Source organism: Ilumatobacter coccineus YM16-304 (genome assembly GCF_000348785.1).
In the GTDB taxonomy this organism is placed as follows: Bacteria; Actinomycetota; Acidimicrobiia; order Acidimicrobiales; family Ilumatobacteraceae; genus Ilumatobacter_A; species Ilumatobacter_A coccineus.
On record NC_020520.1, the window covers coordinates 1,016,781 to 1,041,524 of the forward strand.

Below are 24,744 nucleotides of genomic sequence, written 5' to 3' on the forward strand. Positions count from 1 at the left end.
CTGCCAAGATCACCCCATGCCGCACAACGAACACGGACAGCCGGTCGGTGCGCCGGTCACCCAGCCGCTGCCGTCAGGGCCACCGACCGTCGACCCGATGATCGGTCGGTACTGCGACGTCGTCCGCTTCAGCGCCGCCGATCACGCCGCCGATCTGTGGTCCGAGTTCTCGGCCGCTCCCGACGGATCGGACTGGACCTACCTGCCCGACGAACCCCTCGAATCGCTCGACGCCACCCGAACGTGGGCGGAACGCATCGAAGCGAGCATCGACATGATCATGTGCGCGATCATCGACCGCTCGACCGGCCGCGCCGTCGGCAACGCGAGCTACCAGCGCATCACGCCGGCCTGGGGATCGGTGGAGGTCGGCTACGTCCACTTCGGCCGCTCGATGCAACGCACCCCGCTCGCGACCGAAGCGATGTTCCTGATGATGCAGCGAGCATTCGACTGCGGCTACCGCCGCTACGAGTGGAAGTGCGACGCCCTCAACGAACCCTCGCGCGCCGCAGCGAAGCGGTTGGGTTTCTCCTACGAAGGCCTGTTTCGCCAGGCCGTCGTCTACAAGGGCCGCACCCGCGACACCGCATGGTTCTCGATCATCGACACCGAATGGCCGGCGATCCGCGCCGAGTTCGAACGCTGGCTCGACCCAGCCAACTTCGACGACGAGGGAGTCCAGCGCACCCGCCTCGCAATGCCCGTCAGCTGAGCTCGAATCGGAGCCAGCCGTCGACGGTCTGCACGAGCACCACATCGCCGCTCACCGCCGCCACCGGAGCGTGCGCGTATCGAGGGTTGCCGTCGTCGTCGAGCGCCGGCTCGGGCAGGTCGTGCAGCAACCACGCATCGGCCGACGGAACCATCAGCCAGGTGTCGCGCGGCGAGAAGTCGTCGGCTGTCCATTCCGGGATCGGGCTGCCGTCGAGCTGGGTCTGCGATTCCCACATGGCGGCGAGGTCGTCGGCGTCCATCTCGATGATCGGATCGCCGGTGGTCGGGTCGACGACGGTCATCGTGTCGAAGTCGCTTCCCATCGTGCGGAACTCGAACAGCTGCCCCTCGCTGAAGCCCGGCTCGCGCACGTCGACCGATTCCTCGACGACGATTTCGCCGGTCGAGATGCGTCGCACCTCGTAGCTGTTGTACGGCTGGGCGTACACCGCCGTGTATCGGTGGTCGCCCTGCTCGAACGTCTCGGTCGTCGCCAGCGTGGGCGGCAACGAACGGCTGGTGAGCGTGAGGACCGACTCGCTCGAACCGTGCCCGACCGTCATTTTCTCGGGCAGTCGGTCGACCGTCAGCGGTGTCCACGTCGATTGCTGCGGGTCGAGCCGGTACAACGCCGTGAGGCTGTTCGCGTCGTTCGAGTACACGACGAGTTGGTCGCCGAGGCCGATCACCGTCGACACCGAGTAGTCGGCGTCGGGGAAACGATGCGTCGACGTGGCGCCCGAGCCAGGTTCGACGACCGTGACCTGCGTGGCCGTCCACGTGGCGATACCGCCATCGAAGGCCGCCATGCCGCCGTAGTAGTACAGCGACTCATCGAAGCGAGTGGCATCGGCATCGCCCCAATCGCCCGTCCACACCTCGAGCAGGTTGTCGCGCTCCAGGAGCGCAGCCTGCTCGCCGTCGAGGCCGAGATCGGCCAACTCGATCACGATCTGCTGCTCCTCCTGGCCGGGTTGGTCGAGGTCGATGCGGGCCTGGCCATCGGCGATGCGAAGGCCATACCCGCTGAGCGTCTGGCCGAAGCGCTCCTCGACCACCGCCTGCACGTCGATGTTGAAATGGGTCGTGGTCTCGACGCCCCACCCGGCGTCGCCGGCGATGAGTTGGTCGGCCTGCACATAGGCGGAGACGTACTGCCGTGCCCCGGTCGATGCATCGGCGAACGGGTCGCTGATGGGGACGGTCTGCGCGGTCCAGTCGCCGAGATCGCTCGTGCTCCAGACCGTCATGGGCTCCACGAGCGGGAGCGCGTTGCGAAACGGCATGGTCAGGATGGCGATCCGACCGTCGGCCGCGGTGACCTGCACAGGGCGGCCCAGGTCGGATGGCACGTCGATCTCGAACGGTTCCCACGCGGTGCCGTCGGGGGAGAAGTAGGCGTCCAACCCGAACGGCCATTCGAACGAGAAGAACGCCTCGAGCACGTCGGGATGCTCATCGAGGATGGCGTCGATCTCGTCGCCGTGTCCGGCATCTCTCAGAGTTTCGACGGCCGTCGAACTCGTTGCGGTCGCGTCGGCGAACAATGCGTCGACGAGTTGCTCACCGAGCAGTTCGTTGGCCTCGCTCGGGCTCAGCTCCACGCCGTCGGGTGGAACCTGCTCGGAGCGTCCCAGGAGGAAGCCGCCGTCCCATTCGACCAGAAACTCCCAGACGACCTCGACGTCGAAATCGGCGGGCACGCCCGGCGGACTCTCGAACTCGATCGTCGGCACGAACTCCGACACATCGACCGGCTCGACGTCGATCAGCGCCACGTCGACCGGATCGAGCACCCGCTGCCCCATCGGCTCACCGGCCCCCACCTCGGGATCCGCCGGGACGGCGGTCGCCGGGTCGGTGGTCGTCGGATCGGTGGTCTGGATCGGCGTGGCGGACGTCGCCGGCGCATCGGCCGAGACGGGTGGGGTGGCCGTGACGATCAAATCGTCGGAGGGCGTGTCGTCGGAACGGAGCGTGAGGCCGACGCCGACGATGCCGATCACACCTGCGGCAGCGAGGGCGAGCCCGGCCTGCGTGCGGCGTTGCCGGCGCCGTCGCCTCCGCTCGACATCGGCGAGACCGACCACGTCGTCGGTCGCCGGAAGCTTCGCTGCCAGCCGTTGCAGGTCGTGGCCGAACGTCGCGAGCGGCGACTCGACCGGGTCGGGGGATTGCGCTTCTGCGGTCACTGGTCGTCCTCCAAGATCGTCGAGAGTTGTTGCAGAGCACGGCTGGTCCGGCTCTTCACCGTTCCGGTCGGGATGTCGAGTGCCGCCGCGAGGTCGGCCTCCGACCAGTCGAGGTAGTACCTGGCCACGACCACCACGCGGTGCTCGAAGCTCAGCCGTCCGAGCGCGTCGACGACGGCCTGATCGGTGTGGACGTCGTCGGTCGACGCTGTGTCGATCGCGAGCCGGGCGAACTCGTCGGGCGACACCTCGCGCCGTCGTCGGCGTCGACGCGATCGTGCCCAGTTGACACCGACCCGAAAGACCCAGCCGGTCGGATTGGCGAACCCTGAGACACGATCCCACCGGGCCAACGCCCGGGCGAACCCTTCGGCGGCGGCGTCTTGACCCGTCTCCACACTGCCGAGGCTCAGGGTCAGCGCCCGTTCCACGCGAGCGTGCTGTCGTCGATAGAACTCCTCGAAGTCGAGCGTCACGTCGAGGTCGGCGTGGGTGCGCGCCGCCCGGTCGGGGGCAGGTGCCTCGCTGTCGAGGTTCGACGGGGTCGCCTGAGTCACAGAAGGAAACTCCTGACGACGCGAATCGGTTCCATCGCCGACCACATTCCCACGCGGACGGTCTGCTCGCCCGCCCGTTCCCGCCGACTCGGAGCGGCAGCGAGACCGGCCGGTCAGGCGACGAAGAGGTTGCTGGCCTGCGTGGTGCGAGTGATGGCGTCGACCGCCAGCACCACGGCTGCTGCCGTGTACGACGTGTGCTCGTCGAACGGGAAGAGGACCGGCGCATCGTGCTTGCCGCCTTCGACCGGGTACACGATGCCGGTCCAGTACGACCCGTCGTCACGACGGTGCGTGCGCGTCCACTGGAGCAGATCGGTGGCCGTCGACGTGTCGCCCATCGCCGCGAACGCGAGCGCGCACTCGGCCGTTTCCGACGCGGTCACCCACGGCTCGTCACTGACGCAACGAATGCCGAGACCTTCCATCACGAACGTGTCCCAGCCACTCGCCATGCGCTTCTTCGCGTCGTCGCCGGTCATCGCACCGGTCAGGACGGGGTAGTACCAGTCCATCGCCCAGCGCGTCTTCGGTTCGAACGACTCGGGCTTGGTGCGAACGGCGAGCGCCATCTCGTCGGCGGCACGAACCCAATCGGGACGCGGCTCGTTGAGCGCCTCGGCCAGTTGCGCGCCACAGCGCAGGGCGTGCTGAATGCTCGCCGTGCCGGTGAGCAGGGCGTAGTTCCACGGCCGCTCGTTGGCCTCGATCGCCCACAGCGCGAGCCCGTCGTCGCGTCGCAGCGACAGGACGAAGTCGAGCGCCTTCATCACCGTCGGCCACAAGTTCTCGGCGAATCCACGATCCCACGTGCTGCGCCAGTGATGCCACACGCCCGTCGCGATGTACGCGCACACGTTGGTGTCGAGCTTCGACTCCTCGACCGAGCCGTCGTTGGCGTAGTAGGCGTGCCAACTCCCGTCGGCCCGCTGGGTGTCTTGCAGCCAGATGTAGGCCCGCTCGGCCTCGGTGTGCAGCCCGGCCACGTCGAGCGCCATCGCCGTCTCGACGTGGTTCCACGGGTCGCAGTGCCCGCCGGGGAACCAGGGGATCATGCCCGTATCGAGTTGCAACGACGCCAGGTGCTCGGCGGTGGTGCGGAGCTCGTCGGCGGTGATGACACCCTCGAGTTCGGGGATCGCGCTCATGCAGCCGCGCTGTCTGCCGACGCGCTCGCCGGCTTGTGGGCGTAGAACACGATGCTCTTGCCGAGGGCGGGGGAGAGCACCTTCTCGGCGATCTTGGTCGACGTCGGCTGCTCGACGATGTCCCACTCGAGGAACTTGCGGTACTTCGCCACCAACGGGTGATCGTCGTTGCGCGGGCCGACGGCGCACTTCAGCCACCAGTACGGCGAGTGCAGTGCATGCGCCCGGTGGGTGCCGCGCACGTCGAGGCCGGCCGACCGCAGCTTCGCGCTCAACTCGGTCTTGGAGTAGATGCGCACGTGCCCGCCGACGCTCTTGGGTGCGTGGTACTCGTCCGACAGCATCCAGTTGATCTTCTCCGGGCCCCACGCCGGCACCGTGGCAGCGAACATGCCGCCCGGCTTGAGCACCCGGAACATCTCGGCGATCGCCGCCACATCGTCCTGGATGTGTTCGAGCACTTCGGAGGTGATGACGATGTCGAACGAATCGTCGTCGAACGGCAGGCGAGTGGCGTCGCCGCGCAGCACGCCCTTGAAGCGTTCGATGTCGATCTCGCCGGCGTCGACCATGGCGCCGAGCGTGGCGCGGGTCTCGACGACCTCGTCTTCGGCGTAGTCGAGTGCGACCACGTCGGCACCTCGGCGAGCGCACTCGAACACGTGGCGACCGAATCCGGCGCCGACGTCGAGGACACGGTGGCCCGGCTGCAGGCCGAGGCGATCGAAACGAATGGTGAGCATGCGTCGTCCCCCGTCAGAGCCGGCCGTTGCGGCGGAGCTTCTCGACGTTGGCGGGCATGGCCAGCACCTCGCGGTACTGATCGACGGTGAGCTCGGCGCAGCGCTTCCACGTCCAGCGGTCGAGCACGCGCTGGCGACCGGCTTCGCCGATCTTGTCGCGCAGTTCCTTGCTGTCGAGCCCGCGTGCGATTGCCGCAGCGAGTGCGTCGGCATCGCCTGCCGGGCAGCGCAGCGTGGTCTCGCCGTCGACGCCGGTGACTTCGGGGAGGGCGCCGCCGTCGGTGGCGACGAGCGGGGTTCCCGAGCACATCGCCTCGATCGCCGGGAGGCTGAACCCTTCGTACAGACTCGGCACGACGGCCAGCTCAGCCTCGGAGTACAGCTCGACGATTCGCTCGTCGGGCACGCCCGACACGAACTCGATGTGCTCCTTCAGGCCCAACTCCTCGATGAGGCGCATCGACTTGCCGGGCTTGGGCTTGCCGATGATGGTGAGGGTGACGTCACGCTCGGTGCGCAGCTTCGCCATCGCCTCGAGCAGGTACGACAGGCCCTTGAGCGCCACGTCGGCCGACGCGGTGGTGATGAGGCGGCCGGGCTTGCGTTCGACGTTGTCGAGCGGGCGGAACAGATCGGGGTCGACGCCGACGGGCACGAGGCGCATGCGGTCGCGGCTCACCCCCATGTCCTTGTGGATGTCGTCGATCGAGTTCTGACTCACCACGACGATGCGGGGCATCTTCGACGCGACCTTGCCCTGCATCTTGACGAACGAGTACCAGCGGCCCACCGACCAGCGCTTGTACCGCGACTTCGCGTGGCTCATCTCGAGTTCGCGGTCTTTGGTGATCGGGTGGTGCAGCGTGACGATCGTCGGGATCTGCTCCTCGATCTTCAAGATGCCCTTGCCCAGGCACTGGTTGTCGTGGACGAGGTCGAAGTCGTGGGTGCGCTTCTTCAACTCGTTGGCGGCGCGGGCCGAGAAGGCGAGTGGCTCGGGGAAGGTGCCGGTGAGGAACTGCGCCATCTCGAGCAGGTCGTAGCGGTCGTTGATCTCCCAGTAGCCGGGGAGCCGGCCGGGGAAGTGGTCGTTGAACGTGTCGAGGCTCGGCAACTTGTGCAGCTCGACCCGCTCGTCGAGTACGGGGTAGGGCTGGCCGCCGAAGACCTCGACGGTGTGGCCGAGGTCGGCGAGCGCCTTGGTGAGGTGCCGCGTGTACACACCCTGGCCGCCGACGTGCGGCTTGCCGCGATACGTCAGGTAGGCGATTTTCAGCGGCGCATCCGGATCCAACACGCTTCCCGATCCATTCGATGCCATTGGAACGATGTTACAGCCACCAGTTACCAACCGGTAAGTGAGACTCACCCCCACCCAAGTTGATTACATCGCTCCGGGAGCGATGTAATCAACTTTGCACGGCCTGCCGGGTTTTTCGGGTTCGGCTGGATGATGGAGCGATGCCACGACGTTCTGGGCTCGACTCCTCTGAGGTGTTCCATGTGTTCAACAGGGGCGCCGATCGACAAGACATCTTCGTATCCGATCGCGACCAGCGATGGTTCGAACTCCTGCTCGCAGAAATGGTCGCCGAACGTGGCGTCCTGGTTCACGCCTACGCGCTCATGACGAACCACTACCACCTGATCCTGCAGGCGGTCGGGAAACGACTGAGCGAAGCGATGTACTTCCTCGGCAAGGAGTACGCGTTGTACTTCAATGACACGACGGATCGATCCGGGCCGCTCTGCGACAGTCGGTTCAATGCGGTGCCGATCGTCGACTCCAACATGCTGATGGTCGAGGGCCGCTATGTCCACCGCAACCCGATCGACATCGTCGGAGTGCGGGCTCTGCCGTCGTACCGATACTCCAGCCTTCCTGCGTATCTCGGGTCGAGACCCACACCCGACTGGCTCACGACCGGCGCGCTGCTCGCTCCCTTCCTGGGCGATCGCGCCGCGTACCTCGACTTCGTGCAGCGCGCCCATCCGACCGATGCCCAGTACAGCGGAGCGCGGCCACCGCTTCGCCCGGCGACCATCGACGACGTCTGCAACGCGGTTGCCGCTTGCGCCGGAATCGAGCCCGAGTCGCTACGAGCCGTCCGCCGCGGTTGCCGGAACGATCCCCGATCGCTCGTTGCCGTGCTGGCGCTCGAATTGCGTGTCGCATCGGCCGCATTCGTGGCGGAGGTGGTCGGATTCTCCTCGAGTCAGACGGTGCGCAACGCCGCAGCGCGCGGACGAGCCCGGCTCGCTGTCGACCCGTCGTTCCGCCAGTTTCGCGAGCGAGTTCTTCGCCAGCTTTCCGGCCAAGTTGGTTACGACGCTCCGGGAGCCGCGTAACCAGGTTCGGGGGCGAGTTGGTTACGACGCTCCGGGAGCTGCGTAACCAGGTTTGGGGCGAGTTGGTTACATCGCTCCGGGAGCTGCGTAATCAGGTTCAGCAGGTGACGGAGACGTTGACGGAGCCGCCGGTGGAGGAGGTGTTGCCACGGGAGTCGGTGGCGCTGACCGACCAACTCCACGTGCCGTTCACCTCCGAGCTCGACACGTAACCGATCTGGATCGTGCCCGACCACGGGCCGACGCTGGTCGGCGGGGCCAACGCGGTCGAACCCGACTGGCCGAGCGGCCCGCCCGACACGGCGAACGTGGCGCTGATCGGCGGGGACTCGTCGGAGATGTCGGCGAGCCCGGAGAAATAGAGCACGCACCCGGCGCCGAACGGGCCCGAAGAGAACACGGCCGGCGTGCTCGCCGACAGCGTCGGCGGACGCTCGACCGATGCCTGCAGGTCGAGCGGGAGCGACTGGCCACCGCCCGACACCTGCACGTTGCGGAACTGGGTCTGCCCCTCGGGGAGCCCCGACCGGTCGATGGAAGCGACGATCTGCTGGGTTTCACCGGGGCTCAGCGTTCCCGAGGTGGGTGACACGGTGAAGGGGGCCGTGGCGCCGGTGACGGTGTAGCTGATCGGCTGACCACCGGTGTTCGACACGGTGACCGACCCGGAGTTCGAGTTGGATCCCAGGTTGATCAGGCCACCCGAGAGGCTCAGTTGGCCCGGAGCCGCGGGTTCGGTGGTGGTCGTCGTGGTGGTCGTGGTCGTGGTGGTGGCCGGCGGGAGCGTCGTCGGCGGTGAGGTGGCGGGTGGTGACGTCGGCGTCGGCGCAACGGTCGCCGGCGGCGGCGGAGGAGGCGGAGGCGGGGCTTGCGTGACGGCTGGAGCGACCGTGGTGGGGGCAACGGTCGTGGTGACGGCGGTGGTCGTCGTCGTGTCGGGGACGGTCGTCGTGGTGGTCGTCGGCCCGGTCGTGCTGGTCGTCGAACTGGTCGACGACGAAGACGACGACGGAGCGACGGCCAGATCGGTCGTGGTGGTCTCGGGAGCGAGCGTCGTGGTGGTGTCGATCGTGGCGCCTCGCAACGAGTCGGACTCGCCCGTCTGATTGAGCCAGAAGAAGCTCAACGACGCGACGACGAGAACGAGCGACGCAGCGGCCGTCGGTGCCACCCACGCGGCGACCTTGCGACCCATGCGCACGACCTGCGGGAAGCCGCCGTCGGCGGTGAAGCCGTACGGCGTGGACGGGGCCGCTGCCTGCACGGCGGCCGCCTCGAGAATGCGGTCGCGGAGCGAGACCGGAGCGGCGAGCACCGGCGCGCCGGCGAACAGGGCGAGCGGTGCGACCTTGCCGCGGTGCGTGTCGCAGACCTCGCAGTTGTCGATGTGTCGAGCGACGCGCTTGCGGATGAGCACGGTGAACTCGCCGTCCCACTTGGCGAGCAGCTTGTCGAGATCGTCGCAGTCCTTGCGGCCGGCCTTGGCGACGACGAACGCCGACAGACTCCGCTCGACGCGCTCGCGCATGCGGTGCACGAGCGTGTAGCTCTGATTCGCGCTCACGCCCAGCGCGTCCGCCAGGTCTTGACCTTCGAGCCCCTGGCGCACCGAGAGTTCGAGCACGAGTTGGTCGCGCTCGTCGAGCCCGCGCGCGGCACCGCGAACGAGTTCGGCGAGATCCTCGCCAGCGGTGTCTTCGATGACTTCCTCGTCGACGTCGAGGTGGCGATCGTCAGCCATGTCGTATCCGTCGTCCGCCCCAGAGAAGTCGGTCGCGATCGTGCGTTTCCGCTTCTTCGTGCGCCGATACACCTCGTTGCGCAGGATCGCGAACAGCCAGGGCTTCAGTCGCTCGGGATCGCGCAGCTGGCCGAGTCGTTCGGCAGCGATGAGGATGACGTCTTGCAGCACATCGGCCGACTCGTGGCGGTCGTTGAGCATCGCCGCCGCCGTGTCGTGCAGCGAATCGGCATATCGGTCGTAGATCCCAGCGAGCGCGCTCGGGTCGCCGGCCAGATGGCTGGCGACCAGTTGGGCGTCGGTGTCGGTGGTTGTCATGGACCATGGGTCATCTCCTCACCTGTCCAGAGCAGGCGGGGATGACGTTCTCGCGGTTTTCGACGAGGAGTTCTCGTCAGTTCGTGGTCAGGAAATCGTCACCACGACCAACCCATCGTACGCATCAGCGGTGAGCCGGTGAAGACGACATTCGGATCGACGTTCGGAGCATCGGGCGGGCCGGACTGTGGCTCGACGCAGGTGGCGTGTTCCGGGCGGTCGTACACGACGAGATGATCGCAGTCGGAGGTGACGGTGACGACGGGCGCGATCTCCCGTCGGTAGACGAGTCGGACGGGAGCCGAATTGCGGAAACAGTCGTCCCACGGACCGGGTGTCGGGTCACGCAGTTCGCCCGTCGGGAGGCCGATCTCGTCGAGGACGTACATCGCCGTCGGCGACACGTCGAGCGTCTCCGGCTTCACGAACCACGGGTGCCAGCCGATCGCCGCTGGGAACGACGTGTCGGCCGCAGCCTCGACCGACAGCGTGAACTCCATGCCGTCGGGCCGGAGCCGAATCGACTGGCGCGCCGTGCCAGGAAACGGCCAACCGCCCACCTGGTCGATGGGGCAGTGCAGCGCGCACCGGTCGTCGCCGACATCGGCGACCGACCACGGACGTTGGAACGTCGTGCCGTGGATCGCATGTTGCCGCCAGGCGGACGATCCGGGGTCGGGCGAGCGGTCGAGCGCCGGGACCGGCGGATCGACGCGGCCGCCGCCGGTCGTCGTGCCGTCTTCGTGGTTGAGGTCGATGCTGATCGTCCGTCCCTCGAACTCGAACCGTCCGTGGCGGAGCCGACCGGCCCACGGCGCCATCGGGAACGATCCCCACGACGTCGCCGTCGCCTGCCCGACGTCGCCGCTGGCCGCCAACAGATCGACCGATTCGCCGCCTCGCTCGATGGTGACCTGCCGCACCCGTCCGCCGCACGCGAGGTCGATCTCGGCGGTCACGCTCGTCGCCCCGTCGGTGGCCGTGAGCAGGAGGACGTCGTCGGTCATCGTCGGAACTGTAGGGAACGAGCGGCCGAAGCTGCGGCACACTGTCGGCATGCGTGCACTGGTGCAACGAGTGGAACGGGCGTCGGTCACGAGCCGCGCGAGCGCTGACGACGAATTCGAGTTGGCCGGATCGATCGGGCACGGCCTGTGTGCGTTCGTCGGCGTGACCCACGACGACACCACCGCGCAGGCCGACAAGCTCGCCGCGAAGATCTGGGGACTGCGGATCTTCGACGATGCCGACGGCGTGATGAACCTCGGTGCTGCCGACGTGGGCGCGCAGGTGCTCGTGGTGAGTCAGTTCACGCTGTACGGCAACACCGAGAAGGGGCGCCGCCCGAGTTGGGTCGACGCCGCTCGCCCGGAGCACGCCGAGCCGTTGGTCGAGCGTGTGGTGGAGCAGTTGCGTGCCGCAGGCGCCGATGTGGCCACCGGCAGGTTCCGCACCGAGATGCAGGTCGAGTTGGTCAACGACGGCCCGATCACCCTGATGCTCGAGACCTGAGCGAGCGGCTGCGAGCGGGCGACCGCAAGCCAGCAGCCGACGCAAGGCGTCAACGGTCAGCCCTCGGCGACCAGCTCGGACTCGGTCTCGGACGCGGAGCTGCTGGAGCGCCGCTTGATCGACATCGAGACCGCGGCGGCGAACGCGATGAGCAGTGCGGCGATGAACGGGCGGTCGCCGAGCGAGACGTACCACGTGTTGCCCGAGCGCAACTCGATGTCGCGGACGATCACCGTCTGCTCGCGCTGGCTGCTGCGCTCGACCACGTCGCCGTCGGGTGACACGAACGCCGTGAAGCCGGTCGGCGCTGCCTGCACCACCCAGCGGCCGGTCTCGATCGCCCGCAATCGACTCGATGCGACCTGCTGTGTCTGCACGATCGTGCCCGTGTAGCTCGCACCGTTGGTCGGGTTCAGGATCGCCTGCGCTCCGAGCGCCACACCTTCGCGAGCGCGCCCACCGAAGAACACCTCCCACGAGATCACGGTCGCCAGCCGTTCGCCACCCGGAAGATCGAGGTAGGCGGGCGTGGTGCCGGCGACGGCATCGCCGATCTGGTCGACCGCCGAGCTGAGCTTCTCGATCACGCCCCGGAGCGGCACGTACTCGCCGAAGGGCACGCGGCGGACCTTGTCGTATCGGCTCGTGATCTCGCCGTCGGGTGTGACGATCACCTGCGCGTTGGTGAAGCGGCGGCTGCCGTCGTCGAGGACCACGTCTTCGGTCAGCCCGACCGAGATCGGCACGTCGAGGCGGGCGGCCTCGGCGGTGACCAGCGCAGCGATCTCGGAGCCTTCGAAGCGGATGACGTCCATCGTGTTCTCGGGCCAGAAGACGAGATCGAGTTCGGGGTCGGGTTCGATCGTGGCGGTCGCCTCGAGGTGTCGTTGCGTCACCTCGATCGACGGCACGTCGAGCGCTCGCGTGCCCTGCTCGCCGCCGCCCTGAACGGCGGCAACGCGGAGGGTCTCACCGGTCGGGGATCCCGTCGGTGCCACGAACGACACGAGCACGACCGCCACGGCCGCGACCGCACCGGCGAGGGCCTGCGGTGATCGGCGCCGAAGGAGATCGGGGCGGGACGCGGCGAAACCGATCTGGAACGTGACCCAGCTGAGCAGGATGACGCCGCCGACGCGGGCGACGGTGGCCAACGGGCCCGACACCTGCGAGATGCCGAGCGATGCGAGCGGCACGCCGCCGAACGGGAACGAGAACCGCAGCGCTTCGACGAGGGTGTGCGCGGCGGGGCGGCCGATCGAGGCCCAGCGGCCGGTCGGAGCGACCCACGCGGCCAGACCGTGCAGGGCGGCGAAGATGGCCGCGGCGGCGAGATAGCCGGGGAGGGTGAGCTGCACCATCCACCCCATGCCGAGGTACATCCACCCGGCGCCGAAGAGCCAACCGCGGCGTCGGCGTTGCTTGGCGGTGGCGCACCCGTCGAGGACGAGGCCGAACAGGGCGATGCCGACGAGGGCCAGCGGCCAGAACCCCCACGGCGGCAGCGACAGCGCGACCAGGGCACCCGAGCCGAGCGCGAGCGCCGGCGCCGCGATCCGATCGACGAGTGGCGGAGCAACGACGGTGTCGTCGCTCGGAGCGCTCTCGGGCGCGGCCTCGACATCGTCGGTGGGTGTTGACACCCGCAGTGTTCTACTCCGAAAGCGCGAGGTTGACGACGATGCGCTGCGCGACCGATCCGGGCGGATGGCAGGCGAACAGCGTCGCGGTCGGCGTGTCGGTCGGGTCGACGATCCAGATCGCGTCGGGGTTGACGATCTGCGTGCCGGTCACCGTGTACTCGATGACTTCGCCATCGACCGTGAAGTTGACCACGTCGCCGGCGACCAGCGTGTCGATGTGGCGGAACGGGCCGCCGTGGCTCGTCCGGTGGGCAGCGACCACGACGTTGCCGACCTCGCCGGGCATCGCCGTGCCGGGCCAGTGGCCCGGGCCGTTGTCGAGCGTGGTGAGTCGGATGCCTTCGAGCAACGGTTCGTCGACCCCGAGCTTCGGGATCGAGATGCCACCGAGTTGGATCTGGTCTTCGTAGCCGCGCGGATCGGCGGGCGGAGCGATCGGAACGTCGGGCTGCTCGGGCAACGTGCTCGGCGGCACGGTCGTGGAGGTGGTGGTCGTCGTCGACGTGGTGGAGGTCGTGGACGTGGTGGGAGTGGTGGTCGGGGCCGGCTGTGTGGTGACCTCGGCCTCGCTGAACACCTCGGCGGACGCCTCGGTGGTCGTGGTGGCGACAGTGGTCGTGGTGAGATCGGACGCCTCGGCCGTCTTGATCGAGTCGCCGTCGGATTGCATTGCGAACACGACGCCGCCGATGGCGAGCGCCACGACCGCAACGGGCGCGCCGATCATGAGCGCGCGGCGACGAGACCCCTCGGACTCCGTCGACTCGGTGCGTGTGCGCAGGCCCTTCATCCGCAACTCATGATGCCAGAGTTCGTGCGTGGCGGACCGCGTGTTCCGCATTTGTTCTCCCGCTGCGGATGCACGCCGGAATGCCGATGCCGTCGTACCCGGCGCCGGCCACGAAGATCCCGTCGGGCAGATGGCTGCGCAGATCGTCGACCCGTGCCCGGTGGTGCGGCCGGTACTGGGCGAAGGCTCCGGGCCACCGGGTGATGCGGACTTCGAGTGGGCTGAACGCCACGCCGAGGTGGCGGTCGAGGTCGGCGAGCACTCGTTCGACGATCTCGTCGTCGGAGAGGTGCAGCACCGGAGCGCCGTCACGCCCGACCGACACGCGGAGGACCTGCCCACCCGACGGCGGCGTCCAGTGCGCCCACTTCTGCGAACCGAACGACACGGCGGTCACGTCGCGCTGCACTGGCTTGGGCACCAGGTAGCCGCTGCGGCCGGTGAACCGTTCGGGCCACTCGCCGTCGTCGACGTGCAGGGTCACCATCACCACGTCGGCCGACGCGGACTCGATCGCTGCTCCCAGATCGGCGCCGGGCAGCGTGCTCACCAGCGTGCGGGGCGGGGCGGCGATCACCACGGCGTCGAACACGTCGCCGGCCACCCGCCACCGAGAGTCGTCGGGCTCAGCGGTCACCGATGCTCCGAGGCGGACGTCGGCCCCGCGTTGGCGAGCGGCCTCGACGGTGGCGTCGGTCAGTCGGGGCATGCCACCGGCGGGCGCGGCGAAGATCGGTGCGGCCGTGGCCGACGCGGTGCCGGCGTTCTTCGCAGCGATCTTGCGAGCGCCGAGCAGCAAGCTCCGATGCGAACTCAGCGCGGCGAGTTGCGGGATCTCGGCGAGGCTGAACCGGTCGGTGTCGGCCGCGTAGATGCTGCCGACCAACGCGTCGACGAGGCGTTCGTGGACCTCGTCACCGAAGCGGGCCCGCACGAACGCGCCGATGCTGTCGGGAGCGAGCGAGGTGCGCGGCAGGAACGGTTCGAGTGCGGCGCGGGCCTTGCCGCGCCAGGTGAGCAGGCCGCTGCGGGCGAGCGCGAACGGGTTGCCCGGCACGCCGAGCACCAAACCGTCGGGGATGTCGTGCATGCGGTCGTACCAGACCGCGGCGCCGACCTTCTCGGGGTGGACGAGTTCGTCGCCGATCCCGACCTCGGCGGCCAACGCGACGGCATCGGGCACCCGGGCGAGGAACGCGTCGGCTGCGGCATCGACATGGGCGACACCGGCGAACGGTGTGGAGGCCATCTTGCCGCCGACACGATCATCGGCTTCGAACAGGGTGACCGACTCGGCCGACGAGGCGGCCTCGAAGGCAGCGGCCGCACCGGTGATGCCGCCACCGATGACGGCGACGCGTCCTGCTCGCTGATCGGTCATGGCTGGGCGCGGGCTAGGAGGTGCGCTCGTGGACGAGGTCGACGACGGCTTGCAGCACGCCCGGGTCGCTGTGCTGGTTGACGCCGTGGCCCAGGTTGAAGATGTGGCCAGGATGCTGTGATCCGTCGGCTCGTCGATTGTCGGCGAGCACTTGCTCGGCGCCGCGCACCGCAGCGGACTCGCCGGCGAGGACGAGCGCCGGATCGAGGTTGCCCTGCACGACGAGGTCGTCGCCGAGTCGGCTGCGCGCCTCGTCGATCGGCGTGCGCCAGTCGAGACCGAGCACGCGCCGACCATCGGCCGGCATCGCGTCGTACATCGACTCGAGCAGGTGGTCGCAACCGATGCCGAAGTGGATGTACGCGGCGTCGGGGTGGCGTTCGTGCAACTCGGCGAACACGCGAGTCGAGTGCGGCTTCACGAAGTGCTCGTAGTCACGCTTGCTCAGCGATCCGGTCCACGAGTCGAACAACTGGAAGGCGCGGGCGCCCGCCGAGAGTTGCGCGCTGATGAAGGTGATCGCCGAGGTGGCCAGGCGGTCCATCACGTCGTTGAACAGCGACTCGTCGTCGTACATCATCGCCTTGGTGTAGCGATAGTCCTTGCTCGGCCGCCCTTCGATCAGGTAGCTGCCCACGGTGAACGGTGCGCCGGCGAAGGCGAGGAGCGGCACGTCGGCAGGGAGTTCGGCGGCGAGCAGCTTCACCGTGTCGACCACGTAGCTCACGTCGTCGACTTCGAGCGGACGGAGGCGATCGAGGTCGGCTCGCGAACGGAACGGCACGTCGGCGACGGGTCCGGTGCCGGGGGCGACGTCGATGCCGAAACCGACCGCGTGCGGCGGCACCACGATGTCGGAGTAGAGCACCGCCGCGTCGACGCCGTAGCGGCGCACCGGTTGGAGCGTGATCTCGGCCGCCACGTCCGGCTGCTTGATGGCGTGGAGGATCGAGCCTTCGCCGCGCACCGACTTGTACTCGGGGAGCGAGCGTCCGGCTTGGCGCATGAACCACACCGGGGTGTGACGCCCGCTGCGACCGTGGGCCGCGTCGAGGAAGGGCACGTCTACAGCGTCAGACATCGGCGATGACGCTATCGGCGAGCCTCCGACCCCGGGTCGGCCGCACGTGGTTCCGACGCACGACCCCGGGTCGGCCGCACGCACTCGCGACCGGTGTGACGCAGGTGAGATCAGCGTTGTGCAGCCACGCCGATAGCATTTCTGCGCCCATGACGCAGCACCCCGACTTCGCAGACGAGCAGGCGTACATCGATCACGCGTACGAGTGCTTGGAAACCAGCCGCCTGGCTGCGTTCAAGATCCGCGACATGAACGAAGCCGACATGGGCGGCACGTTCCAGGCGCGCTTCGAACGCAACGCGTTCGACGGCGCCGTCGTGCGGCGACTCGAAGACCTCGACCTCGGCGATGCGTCGCTGGTGTTCGGTCGGATCGACCGGGTCGCCGAGTCACCCGATCAGTTCGAGTCGTTCCACATCGGCCGACTCGCCGTCGCCGACGAAGAGCGTGAACCCGTCGTGATCGACTGGCGTGCGCCCGTCGCCGAGCCGTTCTACCGGGCGACCGGCCGCGACCCGATGGGGCTCGCTCGTCGGCGCCACTTCTCGATCGAGGGTCGCAACCTGCTCGGCATCGAAGACGAGTTGTTCGGCGCCGGCCACCTCGGCGTCGGCCACGACGACGGACTCGACGGCGGCTCCGGCGGTGTGGTCTCGGCCGACTCGGGGCTGCGCGGCTACTCGACGCTGCTCGCCTCGCTCGAACGTGGACGCACCGGCACGCTCGGCGACATCGTCGCCACCATCCAGGGTGAGCAAGACGAGATCATCCGCTCGCCGCAGCACGGTGTGCTCGTCGTGCAGGGTGGCCCGGGTACGGGCAAGACGGTCGTGGCGCTGCACCGTGCCGCCTACCTGCTCTACACCCACCGGTTCCCGCTCGAAGACCAGGGCGTGCTCGTCATCGGGCCGAACCGTGTCTTCCTGCGCTACATCGAACGGGTGCTCCCGTCGCTCGGCGAGGCCGGCGTCGAGCAGGTCGTGCTCGCCGATCTCGTCCGCGGTGTGCAGTACCTGCGACCCGGAGACGAGGGAGACGATTCGCCCGACACGGCGCGCCTCAAGGGTGAGGATCGCATGTCGGACCTCATCGACAACGCGGTCGCCGATCGCCGCCGCCCGCTCAAAGACGACGTCGTCTTACCGTTCGGCGCCGAGTACATCCGTCTGCGGGCACAGGAGAGCGCCCGCATCGTCAAGAACGCGCGTCGCCGTTTCAAGCGGCACAACGCCGGCCGTCGCTACGTCGAGAACGAGGTCTACGCCGCGTTCGCCGCCTCGTCACGCGATGCCGAGGTCGGGCCGCGCCAGATCAAGGACGCGTTCCGCGGCACGCTCGAGATGCGTGAAGTGCTCGACCGGATGTGGCCGGTGCTCACCCCGGCGCAATTGCTCCACGACCTGTTCGGATCGAAGGCGCTCCTCAAGCTCGCCGCTCGCGGCGTCATGTCGGAGACGGAGGCGCTGTTGCTGTTCCGGCCGCGGTCGGCATCGGTCGACGACGTCCGCTGGACGCTCGCCGACGTCGCGCTGCTCGACGACGCGTTCGACGTGCTCGGCCCCAAGCCGGGCAAGGGTGGCAAGCTCGACGAGTTCGACGAGATCCGCACGTACGGACACATCGTGATCGACGAGGTGCAAGACCTCACGCCGATGCAGTTGAAGATGGCCACGCGTCGTTCGCTCAGCGGTTCGATGACGATCGTCGGCGACATCGCCCAGGCCACCGGAGCACTCGCGCCCGACGGCTGGGACGACGTGCTGCAGTACCTGCCCGATCGCAAGCCACCGCGGGTCATCGGCCTGTCGGTCGGCTACCGCATCCCCGGCCAGATCATGGAGCTCGCCACCAAGGTCATGGCGGCCGCCACGCCGGGCCTGCGAGCGCCCGAGTCGGTGCGCGTCGGTGACGTCGGCCCGTCGATCGTGCGCGCCCCGTCGCTCGCGGAGCTGCCCGACACGGTTCGTCGCGAGGTCGAACTGATGGCCGAGGCGATCCCCGGCGCGAGCCTCGGTGTGGTGGCGCCCGACGGCATGCTGCTCGACATCTCCGAGGCGCTGACCGCTGCTGGTGTCAACCACGGCACGGCGACGCGAACGGGCCTCGATGCCGGCGTCACCCTCGTGCCGGTGAGCGTGGTCAAGGGGCTCGAACTCGACGGCGTCATCGTGGTCGAGCCGAGCCGCATCGTGTCCGACATCGAACACGGTATGCGAGCGCTCTACGTCGCGCTCACCCGCTCGACGCAACGCCTCACGGTCGTCCACGCCGACGACCTCCCAGCCCCGATGCGCTGAGCTCGCATTAGCCGGCCTCGATCGACTCAACCGAGAAGCAGCGAGAGCACGGCCTCGAGATCGCTCCGGTTGGCGCCGTCGGACCAGCAAGGGTGCGCGGCGTCGTGGAATGCTCGACGAGCAGCGGTCAGGCGCTTTCGATCCTTCTTCGTCATGGCCTCGGCCCATTGCTCCAGCGACGAATCTCGCGCTGCGCACATGAGGAGCGTCGCGAGATCGCGCTCGTGTTTCTGCTTGTCGAAACGGGAGGCGGAGATCACCTCGGTCGCTGCAGCTGACTTTGCGATGATCGCACCCAGCAGATTCGGAGTGCGGACTTCGAACCGCGCCGTCGCGAGTTCGACGATGACAGGCTCCGCACGTTTGACCGCCTGGGTGGCACCGGGCGCCTGCACGACACGTCCCTTCCCGGTCTCGACCGGACCCCGCCCGAGCCCGTCGGGTGCGAGGAGATCGATCTTGGCGTCGCCCTTGACGAAGCGGACGATCCCCTCAGACGACTGTTCCGAGCCGAAGCCGTCGGCAACGAGCGCATCAGCGACGTTTCGCAGCGCAGCGCGGGTGTGCGAGCGGACGTCGACCACGATGTCGCCGTCGTCGGTCGCCCGGGGTACATCGACGCCCCAGATGGTTGCGTGGATGGCCGCCATCTGGCCGCCGACGACCGCCCACGCCTGAGTGTCGGTCGAGGCGACCAAGCGGCCGATCGCCGTCCACGTGGCAAGGCCAGCAGGGTGGAGTCGGCTGAAGTCGACGGTGGTCATCGGACGACGCGGAGCGCCTCGGCGGCAGCGCGTGTGTCGGCGGCATCGAGCAGATCGAGCACGGCAACGATCGGTGGCATGAAACGGCGGTCGATGTCGGTGAGGTCATCGACGATGCGAAGTACGACATTCGGGTCACCCGCGTTCGGATCAGCGTGAAACTCGGAGCGGAACGCCGCGGCGTCCTGAGCGCTGATGTAGAGATCGCGCTGTACCGTCCGGCCGATTCCAGCACCGTGATGGATGGCGGCGTGCGCGCCGCCGTGGCGAACACGCTGGTCGTGGTCGATGCGGCCGTCGAGGGCGGGCAGTATGCGGACCCGCTCGTTGCGGCTTCGTCGGCGCACGAGACGAGCGAGGTCGATGGCCTCGTCGACGTCGTTGGGCGGCTCAGCGTCGAGCACCTTTGCCCAGGCGGCACGTTCGGCGAGGGGGCGGCCTCGTTGTGGCCGCAGGATGCGATATCGGTGTAACGAGTCGGCGTCGATGGCCCAGCTGCGACCGAAACGCTCTGCATCCAGTTCGCCAGCGTCGATGAGCCGGCCCACCTGAACGTGGGACACGCCGAGTGCTTCGGCGGCCTGATCGACACTGAGCGGAGCCATACCGACAAGGTACGAATAATACGTTAGATATGCAACGTATTATTTGACCGGTGTCGATGGTGCTCCCGGTTCCTCTGTCCACGCTGACAGCCGGAGTTCAAGTTCCCTTTCCGAAATGCGGTGGAATCGCTGATTTCGGGCGAGCTACGTTGTTCGGCATGATCATCTGAGTCGTCCTTTTCCGACCGCACGCCCGATCCCGGGTTGCACGCAACACGAGGAGACACGCATGAACGAACTCAGCACCACCGCTCCCGCATTCGTCGAGATGGCCCACCGCATCGTGTGGGCCACCGCCGCCACCGTCAGCAGCACGGGGCAACCGCGATCACGCATCGTCCACCCCATCTGGGAGTGGGACGGCAGTGAACTCGTCGGCTGGTTCGGCACCTTTCCCGGGTCGCCGAAGACCGACGACCTCGCACACGAATCGCGCCTGAGCCTCACCTACTGGAGCCCCGAGCACGACACGTGCACCGCCGACTGCGACAGTCGATGGGTCGAATCCTCCGAGGGGCGACACGCCGTGTGGGATCGGTTCCTCAACGGACCCGAACCCGTCGGCTTCGACCCGACGCTGATTCCGGGATGGACCGACCCCGACGCCCCCGGCTTCGCGGTGCTCGAACTCCGACCGACGTGGCTGCGGGTGTTCCCCGGCACGATGCTGCTGAGCGGCACCGGCGACGTGCTGACCTGGCGTCAGTCGCAGTGACCCAGCACGCACCGATCGGCTGACGCGGCGATGTCGGGCGGGGCATCGATGTGGAAGAACGTCGGCCGGTAGAACGACGTGGCGGTGCCGTCCCAGCGATTGTGTGACAACGACACAGTCAACGGGGCGTCGCCGACCTCGTCATTCTGTCCATCGGCCCACGACGCGAAGTATGTGTTGCAGTCCACATCGCACTTCGGCTGCGCCCGGAACCGAGCGATCTCGTCGAACGGACCCGTCGGACGGCGGGCCTGCTCGACCACGATCTCGTCACCCCACCAGTCGTCGAGCTTCGTCACCGCCGTCCAGTGATTGTTGCGGAACAGGAACTGTGTCGGGCTGGCGAAACGACCCGACTGATCGATGATCGGCACGGCCTGCGACTTGTCGAGCACCCACTCGAGACCGTTCCAGTACCGGTACGGCTCGAACAGTTGCCCGCGCGGCACGCGGGCCACGGTGACCCGATCGGAACACGACCGGTCGTGAGCGAGGACACCGAAGATGTACGGGTCGAACCCGAACTGTCGGTGGCACTGGGCGAAGAAGTAGGTCCACTCGGCGTCGGACTCGATCGAGAACCCGTACAGATCGGCCGACACGTCGTACGCCGTGCCGTACCACTCGACGTTCCACGTCTCGGGGTTTACCCGGGCAACACGGGTGGCGACGGGCACCGTGAAGTCGAGGTAGCCGTCGCCCGGCGGGGGAGCGTCGGGATCATCGGGGTCGGGCTCCGGGAGCGGGATCTCGCGCATCTCGGCGACGTACACGTACACGTTGCCGTCGGTCCCCATCGCCGCGTCGAGCGGCCAGTGCCAGGTGACCATCGGCGTCGTCTGGTCGGCGAACAGCCACGACCTCGGGTTCGACGTCGTCCCGCTGCGCAGCAGGGTGAAACAGTTGGCGTGCTGCACCATCCCGATGTTGTGCAGCACCCGGATGCCGCCGTTGGGGAGGCGCATCTTGGCGTCTTGGAACGTCCACAGCACCTCGCCCGACGGGAGCGGCAGCGTGCGCGGATAGTCGGCGCCGATGATGCTCGCCGGTTCGGAGAAGAAGAGCGTGTCGAGCGACGCCGGTGTCGTGTCGGGCAGGCAGATGTCGGGAGCGAGCAACGACTCGTGCTCCACCTCGAACCCGACCACGCCCGGTGGAAGCGACTCGGTCAACGGCTCCGGAGTCGGTTCGGGTGCGGCGGTCGCACTCGTGGCGATCGCTCCGGCCATCGCCGCGGCCGCGCAGATCACCGATGCCACCTGCCGAATCATCCGGGCAAGTCTGCCTCAGCGGGGGGCGTCCGCCACGTCAGCGGCGTGGACGGGAGGGGCCAGCTCAGCCGTCGCCGGTGAACTGATCGATGAGATCGGTCAGCAGGCTGAACGCCTTGTCGGCATCGGCCGGACGGTTCGCATCGACTGCGGTCCGGGCCATGTCGACGGTGGCTTGGATGCCGTTGAGAAGTTCGGGTCGATCGGCTTCGATCTCGCTGCGGATTGCCGCCCAGGCCCCTTCGATGCGGGCGATCGTCTCGTCTTCGTCGCCCTCGGCGGCGATCTCCGAACTCAGGCGGCTCATGTCGATGCCGATCTCCGGCAGCAGTTCACCGGCCGTTCCCTCGATCGCGACCGTCGTCGCTGGTGCATCGGGATCGACGATCTTCTCGCCGTCGAGGGGAGTGACGTCGTCGTCGGCGATCTCGCGCCCCTCACCGCCCGTGAGGTCGGCCTCGTCGAGGACGTTCGGATCGTCGGTGGTCGTGGTGCCGCACGCGGACAGGCCGAGCACGATCGCTGCAAGCACCAGCATCGGGCGACGGAGTTCGGGGGAGTGACCGCTCATGCCGCTGAGTCTGCCCGCTGCCGGGCCGAGAGTGGTGGCATCACGCCGAGTGGTTCGTGAAACGTTCGCGACGGTGCCCGACGGCACGGTGAAACGCGGTCAGCCGGTGACGAGGATGCGCTCGCTCGCGAACGAGCCGACGCCGACGTGGCGTCCGTCGATCTCGATGGTGAGCGTGCCGTCGGGCGACGACGCGGTGACCGTGCCGCGCTCGCCGGGCTGGATCGACGACTCCTCGAGAAACTCGAGCAGGCCGGGTTCGAACTCGAGTTCTTCGGTGATGCGGCGCACGGTGAACTCGTGGCCGACTGCGACGCTGGCGAGCGGTTCGGAGTCGGGCGCCACGTACTGGCTGCCCGGAATCGGGTTGCCGTGCGGGCACGTGGTGGGGTCGCCGAGGAGGTCGATCATCGCCGTTTCGACCGAATCGCTGATGACGTGTTCCCACTTGCCGGCCTCGTGGTGCGCTTCAGCCCACGACAGCTTCAAGATGTCGGTGAGGAAGCGCTCGGCGAGACGGTGGCGGCGCACGACCGACTCGGCCAGCTTGCGGCCGGTGTCGGTCAGGCGGATGCCGTCATCGGACGTGATGAGGCCCTCGGCTTCGAGGCGCTTCATCATCTCGCTGACCGCCGGGCGGCTCACCTGGAGGCGTTCGGCGATGCGAGCTTGGATGACGTCGAGATCGTCTTCCCGCAGCTCGAAGATGCATTCGCAGTACTCCTCGAAGGCTGGGTGATGTTCTCCGGCGGCGGGCATGAACGGCAGTGTATCTCTACCGCTCCGCCCTGTCGCCAGGTGCTCTGACAACACCTGCGAAATCGTCTGTAAATAGTTATTGCGGTTGACGAGGATCGGGTCGCTGGAGGCCGTAGTTTCTTGGCCGTGATCGACGACCGTGACCTTGGAGTCTTCGACGGCTTGCGCCGTCTCGAGAACGATTGGGATGCCGAACGAGACGCATCCGAACCCACCGAACGGCCGACGACCTCGGCCGGAATCAGCGCGCAACTCGCCGCGTCGATCGTGCTGCCTGGCAGCGCCGCCCTTCGCCGGGCGCCGTTCGTCGCCATCGGCCTCCTCGGCCTCGGCGTCGTGCTGCCGATCGTGCTGCTGGCGCTGATCTACGTCAACCGCAGCGAACTCGTCGGCTTCGCGCTCGACCCCACCTTCCTGCTCGCCGCCATGATCGTCGGCCTGCTCGCAGTGATCACCCGTTTCATCGCCATCGGTGAGATCGCCGCCCGCTTCCGCCACACGGCCGGCATCTGGCTCAAGACCTCGATCGCTGCCGCCGTCGTCGTGGCCGGAAGCCTCCCGGTGCTCGCCGGTGTGAGCGACGTCAACTCGGCTCGCTCGGCGCTCGGCGGTGTGTTCGCCTCCGAGAGTTCCGATCCGCTGTTCAGCCCCGACGGCTCGGCCACGTCGACCTCGTCGGCCCCCGTCGATCCGTCGGCGGTGAAGAACGTCCTCATCATGGGCGGCGACGCCGGCCCCGGGCGGTGGGGGATGCGCACCGACACGATGATGCTCGTGACCGTGCACGAAGCCTCGGGCCGCGTGGCGCTCACCTCGATCCCGCGCAACCTCACCTCGCTGCAGTTCCCGCCGGGATCGCCCCTCGCCGCCGAGTTCCCCAACGGCTTCGACGATCTCGCCAACGCGCTGTTCACCCACGTCAACTCCGACCCGGCACTGGTCGAGTACTACGGAGCGAGCGGTCTGCAGCCGGAGGCGATTGCACTGGTCGAAGCACTCGGCTACTCGCTCGACGTCGAGATCGACGACTTCGCGCTGGTCAACATGCAGGGCTTCACCGAGGTGATCGACGCGGTCGGCGGCGTCACCCTCGAACTCGCACAGAGCGTGCCGCTGCCGCCGAGCCTTCCGGGCGAACGCGAGTTGCCGACCTCGATCGGTCCGGGCGTCGTCGAGATGGACGGTGCGCTCGCCATCGCCTACGCCCGGTCGCGCTCGGCCGACTCCGACTATCAGCGCATGGGTCGTCAGCGTCAGCTCATGGCGGCGCTCGGCTCGCAGGTGTCGGCGACCGACGCGCTCGGAGCCTTCGGCAGCGTGACCGGCGCGCTCGACGACTCGATGCGCACCTCGCTGTCGTCGGGTGAGTTCAACGACCTGCTCGATCGCCTCGGCGACAACTCGGCGATCAGCGAATCGGTCGGCCTCGCCCCGCCGCTGATCACGCCGGGCAACCCCGACTACGCCCAGATCCGCGACATCGTCAACTCGGTGCAGGCCGCCGTCATCGCCGGCCAGCCCTCCGGCTACGCCACCTGACCGCAAGTTGATGACATCGCTCCGGGAGCCGCGTCACCAGCTTCGAGCAAC

Annotated in this window: 22 protein-coding genes; 6 read left to right on the plus strand and 16 right to left on the minus strand. The window is 68.1% G+C overall.

Features of this window, described 5'->3' with window-relative positions:
• Positions 1-16 precede the first annotated feature (16 nt).
• Positions 17-715 (plus strand): GNAT family N-acetyltransferase, encoded by a 699-nt coding sequence (locus tag YM304_RS04625; protein ID WP_015440483.1) that lies wholly within the window; start codon positions 17-19, stop codon positions 713-715.
• On the opposite strand, the gene YM304_RS04630 is transcribed toward YM304_RS04625, so the two are convergent.
• From YM304_RS04630 to YM304_RS04650, 5 genes are all read right to left on the minus strand, one after another.
• Positions 708-2,909, minus strand: a complete 2,202-nt coding sequence (locus YM304_RS04630) for a hypothetical protein (RefSeq protein WP_015440484.1) — start codon at positions 2,907-2,909, stop codon at positions 708-710. The genes YM304_RS04625 and YM304_RS04630 overlap by 8 nt on opposite strands.
• Entirely contained in the window at positions 2,906-3,466 is a 561-nt protein-coding gene (locus YM304_RS04635; protein WP_015440485.1) for an RNA polymerase sigma factor, read from the minus strand. The genes YM304_RS04630 and YM304_RS04635 overlap by 4 nt, the downstream gene beginning before the upstream one ends.
• Positions 3,467-3,579: 113 nt before the next feature.
• Positions 3,580-4,614 (minus strand): glycoside hydrolase family 15 protein, encoded by a 1,035-nt coding sequence (locus YM304_RS04640; protein WP_015440486.1) that lies wholly within the window; start codon positions 4,612-4,614, stop codon positions 3,580-3,582.
• Entirely contained in the window at positions 4,611-5,357 is a 747-nt protein-coding gene (locus tag YM304_RS04645; protein WP_015440487.1) for a class I SAM-dependent methyltransferase, read from the minus strand. The genes YM304_RS04640 and YM304_RS04645 overlap by 4 nt, the downstream gene beginning before the upstream one ends.
• Positions 5,358-5,370: 13 nt before the next feature.
• On the minus strand, positions 5,371-6,678 hold the full coding sequence (locus tag YM304_RS04650; RefSeq protein ID WP_015440488.1) for a glycosyltransferase family 4 protein: 1,308 nt from the start codon (positions 6,676-6,678) through the stop codon (positions 5,371-5,373).
• A 140-nt stretch (positions 6,679-6,818) separates the two neighbouring features.
• On the opposite strand from YM304_RS04650, the gene YM304_RS21985 reads away from it, so the two are divergent.
• On the plus strand, positions 6,819-7,706 hold the full coding sequence (locus YM304_RS21985) for a transposase (RefSeq protein WP_015440489.1): 888 nt from the start codon (positions 6,819-6,821) through the stop codon (positions 7,704-7,706).
• Positions 7,707-7,803: 97 nt separating this feature from the next.
• On the opposite strand, the gene YM304_RS04660 is transcribed toward YM304_RS21985, so the two are convergent.
• Both YM304_RS04660 and YM304_RS21990 read right to left on the minus strand, forming a co-directional pair.
• Positions 7,804-9,765, minus strand: coding sequence for a sigma-70 family RNA polymerase sigma factor (locus YM304_RS04660; RefSeq protein WP_015440490.1), 1,962 nt, complete (start codon positions 9,763-9,765; stop codon positions 7,804-7,806).
• 98 nt (positions 9,766-9,863) lie between these two features.
• On the minus strand, positions 9,864-10,772 hold the full coding sequence (locus YM304_RS21990; protein WP_015440491.1) for an aldose epimerase family protein: 909 nt from the start codon (positions 10,770-10,772) through the stop codon (positions 9,864-9,866).
• Positions 10,773-10,821: 49 nt separating this feature from the next.
• On the opposite strand from YM304_RS21990, the gene dtd reads away from it, so the two are divergent.
• The gene (gene dtd / locus YM304_RS04670; RefSeq protein WP_041298015.1) at positions 10,822-11,277 is read left to right on the plus strand and encodes a D-aminoacyl-tRNA deacylase; all 456 of its coding nucleotides are present in this window, start codon (positions 10,822-10,824) and stop codon (positions 11,275-11,277) included.
• 56 nt (positions 11,278-11,333) lie between these two features.
• Here the strand turns inward: dtd and lnt are convergent, their stop codons facing one another.
• From lnt to hemE, 4 genes are read right to left on the minus strand one after another with little or no spacing between them, the layout of a single operon-like run.
• Positions 11,334-12,920, minus strand: a complete 1,587-nt coding sequence (lnt, locus tag YM304_RS04675) for an apolipoprotein N-acyltransferase (protein WP_015440493.1) — start codon at positions 12,918-12,920, stop codon at positions 11,334-11,336.
• Positions 12,921-12,930: 10 nt separating this feature from the next.
• Positions 12,931-13,710, minus strand: coding sequence for a class E sortase (locus YM304_RS21995; protein ID WP_015440494.1), 780 nt, complete (start codon positions 13,708-13,710; stop codon positions 12,931-12,933).
• Positions 13,711-13,717: 7 nt separating this feature from the next.
• Entirely contained in the window at positions 13,718-15,091 is a 1,374-nt protein-coding gene (locus YM304_RS04685) for a protoporphyrinogen/coproporphyrinogen oxidase (RefSeq protein WP_015440495.1), read from the minus strand.
• 13 nt (positions 15,092-15,104) lie between these two features.
• On the minus strand, positions 15,105-16,172 hold the full coding sequence (gene hemE / locus YM304_RS04690) for a uroporphyrinogen decarboxylase (protein ID WP_015440496.1): 1,068 nt from the start codon (positions 16,170-16,172) through the stop codon (positions 15,105-15,107).
• Between the two features lie 149 nt (positions 16,173-16,321).
• Between hemE and YM304_RS04695 the strand changes: the two genes are divergently transcribed.
• Positions 16,322-18,469, plus strand: coding sequence for a HelD family protein (locus YM304_RS04695; protein WP_015440497.1), 2,148 nt, complete (start codon positions 16,322-16,324; stop codon positions 18,467-18,469).
• A gap of 26 nt (positions 18,470-18,495) precedes the next feature.
• Here the strand turns inward: YM304_RS04695 and YM304_RS22000 are convergent, their stop codons facing one another.
• Positions 18,496-19,233, minus strand: coding sequence for a hypothetical protein (locus tag YM304_RS22000; RefSeq protein ID WP_015440498.1), 738 nt, complete (start codon positions 19,231-19,233; stop codon positions 18,496-18,498).
• Positions 19,230-19,838: a helix-turn-helix domain-containing protein gene (locus YM304_RS22005; protein ID WP_015440499.1), complete on the minus strand. Its 609-nt coding sequence runs from the start codon at positions 19,836-19,838 to the stop codon at positions 19,230-19,232. The genes YM304_RS22000 and YM304_RS22005 overlap by 4 nt, the downstream gene beginning before the upstream one ends.
• A 229-nt stretch (positions 19,839-20,067) precedes the next feature.
• Between YM304_RS22005 and YM304_RS04710 the strand changes: the two genes are divergently transcribed.
• Positions 20,068-20,553 carry a pyridoxamine 5'-phosphate oxidase family protein gene (locus YM304_RS04710; protein WP_015440500.1) on the plus strand — a complete coding sequence of 162 codons (486 nt, stop codon included), beginning with the start codon at positions 20,068-20,070 and terminating at the stop codon, positions 20,551-20,553.
• Here the strand turns inward: YM304_RS04710 and YM304_RS04715 are convergent.
• The 3 genes from YM304_RS04715 to YM304_RS04725 all read right to left on the minus strand — a co-directional run bounded on the left by YM304_RS04715 (position 20,541) and on the right by YM304_RS04725 (position 23,154).
• Positions 20,541-21,824, minus strand: a complete 1,284-nt coding sequence (locus YM304_RS04715; RefSeq protein ID WP_015440501.1) for a hypothetical protein — start codon at positions 21,822-21,824, stop codon at positions 20,541-20,543. The genes YM304_RS04710 and YM304_RS04715 overlap by 13 nt on opposite strands.
• A gap of 64 nt (positions 21,825-21,888) precedes the next feature.
• Positions 21,889-22,395: a hypothetical protein gene (locus YM304_RS04720; protein WP_015440502.1), complete on the minus strand. Its 507-nt coding sequence runs from the start codon at positions 22,393-22,395 to the stop codon at positions 21,889-21,891.
• Between the two features lie 99 nt (positions 22,396-22,494).
• A complete protein-coding gene (locus tag YM304_RS04725; protein WP_015440503.1) occupies positions 22,495-23,154 on the minus strand; it encodes a metal-dependent transcriptional regulator in 660 nt (219 codons plus the stop codon).
• Positions 23,155-23,280: 126 nt separating this feature from the next.
• On the opposite strand from YM304_RS04725, the gene YM304_RS04730 reads away from it, so the two are divergent.
• Positions 23,281-24,693, plus strand: a complete 1,413-nt coding sequence (locus YM304_RS04730) for an LCP family protein (protein WP_015440504.1) — start codon at positions 23,281-23,283, stop codon at positions 24,691-24,693.
• Positions 24,694-24,744: the final 51 nt, after the last annotated feature.

Excerpts from the sequence above, each read along its gene's own strand:
- YM304_RS04685 (WP_015440495.1), bottom strand. The coding sequence starts at position 15,091 with ATGACCGATCAGCGAGCAGGACGCGTCGCCGTCATCGGTGGCGGCATC.
- dtd (WP_041298015.1), top strand. The coding sequence starts at position 10,822 with ATGCGTGCACTGGTGCAACGAGTGGAACGGGCGTCGGTCACGAGCCGC.
- YM304_RS21995 (WP_015440494.1), bottom strand. The coding sequence starts at position 13,710 with ATGAAGGGCCTGCGCACACGCACCGAGTCGACGGAGTCCGAGGGGTCT.
- YM304_RS21985 (WP_015440489.1), top strand. The coding sequence starts at position 6,819 with ATGCCACGACGTTCTGGGCTCGACTCCTCTGAGGTGTTCCATGTGTTC.
- YM304_RS04645 (WP_015440487.1), bottom strand. The coding sequence starts at position 5,357 with ATGCTCACCATTCGTTTCGATCGCCTCGGCCTGCAGCCGGGCCACCGT.
- YM304_RS04720 (WP_015440502.1), bottom strand. The coding sequence starts at position 22,395 with ATGAGCGGTCACTCCCCCGAACTCCGTCGCCCGATGCTGGTGCTTGCA.
- YM304_RS22000 (WP_015440498.1), bottom strand. The coding sequence starts at position 19,233 with ATGACCACCGTCGACTTCAGCCGACTCCACCCTGCTGGCCTTGCCACG.
- YM304_RS04660 (WP_015440490.1), bottom strand. The coding sequence starts at position 9,765 with ATGACAACCACCGACACCGACGCCCAACTGGTCGCCAGCCATCTGGCC.
- YM304_RS04625 (WP_015440483.1), top strand. The coding sequence starts at position 17 with ATGCCGCACAACGAACACGGACAGCCGGTCGGTGCGCCGGTCACCCAG.
- YM304_RS04640 (WP_015440486.1), bottom strand. The coding sequence starts at position 4,614 with ATGAGCGCGATCCCCGAACTCGAGGGTGTCATCACCGCCGACGAGCTC.
- YM304_RS21990 (WP_015440491.1), bottom strand. The coding sequence starts at position 10,772 with ATGACCGACGACGTCCTCCTGCTCACGGCCACCGACGGGGCGACGAGC.
- YM304_RS04710 (WP_015440500.1), top strand. The coding sequence starts at position 20,068 with ATGAACGAACTCAGCACCACCGCTCCCGCATTCGTCGAGATGGCCCAC.
- YM304_RS04715 (WP_015440501.1), bottom strand. The coding sequence starts at position 21,824 with ATGATTCGGCAGGTGGCATCGGTGATCTGCGCGGCCGCGGCGATGGCC.
- hemE (WP_015440496.1), bottom strand. The coding sequence starts at position 16,172 with ATGTCTGACGCTGTAGACGTGCCCTTCCTCGACGCGGCCCACGGTCGC.
- YM304_RS04695 (WP_015440497.1), top strand. The coding sequence starts at position 16,322 with ATGACGCAGCACCCCGACTTCGCAGACGAGCAGGCGTACATCGATCAC.
- YM304_RS22005 (WP_015440499.1), bottom strand. The coding sequence starts at position 19,838 with ATGGCTCCGCTCAGTGTCGATCAGGCCGCCGAAGCACTCGGCGTGTCC.
- YM304_RS04725 (WP_015440503.1), bottom strand. The coding sequence starts at position 23,154 with ATGCCCGCCGCCGGAGAACATCACCCAGCCTTCGAGGAGTACTGCGAA.
- YM304_RS04650 (WP_015440488.1), bottom strand. The coding sequence starts at position 6,678 with ATGGCATCGAATGGATCGGGAAGCGTGTTGGATCCGGATGCGCCGCTG.